The 1,563-nt window shown below is 53.8% G+C and carries 1 rRNA gene; it reads right to left on the reverse strand.

The features are described 5' to 3' along the window. Positions 1–18: 18 nt before the first annotated feature. Positions 19–1,551, reverse strand: a 16S ribosomal RNA gene (locus tag EJN67_RS13920). Between the last annotated feature and the right edge of the window lie 12 nt (positions 1,552–1,563).

Consider the following 1,563-nt stretch of genomic DNA (forward strand, 5'->3'; position numbering starts at 1 on the left):
TTTTTTATTACTCCTTAGAAAGGAGGTGATCCAGCCGCACCTTCCGATACGGCTACCTTGTTACGACTTCACCCCAGTCATTAAGCTCACCTTCGACGGCTCCTCCCTTACGGTTAGGTCACCGGCTTCGGGTGCTCCCAACTTCCATGGTGTGACGGGCGGTGTGTACAAGGCCCGGGAACGCATTCACCGCGACATGCTGATTCGCGATTACTAGCAACTCCGGCTTCATGTGGGCGGGTTGCAGCCCACAATCCGAACTGTGGCCTGGTTTGTGGGATTTGCTCCAGCTTGCGCCTTCGCTTCCCTCTGTTTCAGACCATTGTAGCACGTGTGTAGCCCAAGACATAAGGGGCATGATGATTTGACGTCATCCCCACCTTCCTCCGAGTTATCCCCGGCAGTCTCTCTAGAGTGCCCACCCTAAGTGCTGGCAACTAAAGATAAGGGTTGCGCTCGTTGCGGGACTTAACCCAACATCTCACGACACGAGCTGACGACAACCATGCACCACCTGTCTCCTCTGTACTCCGAAGAGTCCGTACTTATCTCTAAATACTTCAGAGGGATGTCAAGCCTTGGTAAGGTTCTTCGCGTTGCTTCGAATTAAACCACATGCTCCGCTGCTTGTGCGGGCCCCCGTCAATTCCTTTGAGTTTCAGCCTTGCGGCCGTACTCCCCAGGCGGGATACTTATTGCGTTAACTCCGGCACAGAAGTCTTTAAACCCCTACACCTAGTATCCATCGTTTACAGCGTGGACTACCAGGGTATCTAATCCTGTTTGCTCCCCACGCTTTCGTGCCTCAGCGTCAGTTACAGTCCAGAAAGCCGCCTTCGCCACTGGTGTTCTTCCTAATCTCTACGCATTTCACCGCTACACTAGGAATTCCACTTTCCTCTCCTGTACTCAAGCCATACAGTTTCATGTGCAATACCTCGGTTAAGCCGTGGTTTTTCACACCTGACTTATATGGCCGCCTACGCACCCTTTACGCCCAGTAATTCCGGACAACGCTCGCCCCCTACGTATTACCGCGGCTGCTGGCACGTAGTTAGCCGGGGCTTCCTCCTTGGGTACCGTCACTTCCTTCGTCCCCAAAGACAGAGCTTTACGATCCGAAGACCTTCTTCGCTCACGCGGCGTCGCTGCGTCAGGGTTCCCCCCATTGCGCAATATTCCCCACTGCTGCCTCCCGTAGGAGTCTGGGCCGTGTCTCAGTCCCAGTGTGGCCGGTCACCCTCTCAGGTCGGCTACCCATCGTTGCCTTGGTGGGCTTTTATCTCACCAACTAGCTAATGGGACGCGAGCCCATCTTGTACCGGATTACTCCTTTGACCCCTGTATCATGCGATACTGTGGCCTTATGCGGTATTAGCAAGTGTTTCCACCTGTTATCCCCCTGTACAAGGCAGGTTGCTCACGCGTTACTCACCCGTCCGCCGCTAGGTTTAAGGTGTTAGCAAGCTAACTCCTTAAACCTCGCTCGACTTGCATGTGTTAGGCACGCCGCCAGCGTTCGTCCTGAGCCAGGATCAAACTCTCAATTTAAAAGTTTATCCT

It is taken from the genome of Xylanivirga thermophila (assembly GCF_004138105.1).
In the GTDB taxonomy this organism is placed as follows: domain Bacteria; phylum Bacillota; class Clostridia; order Caldicoprobacterales; family Xylanivirgaceae; genus Xylanivirga; species Xylanivirga thermophila.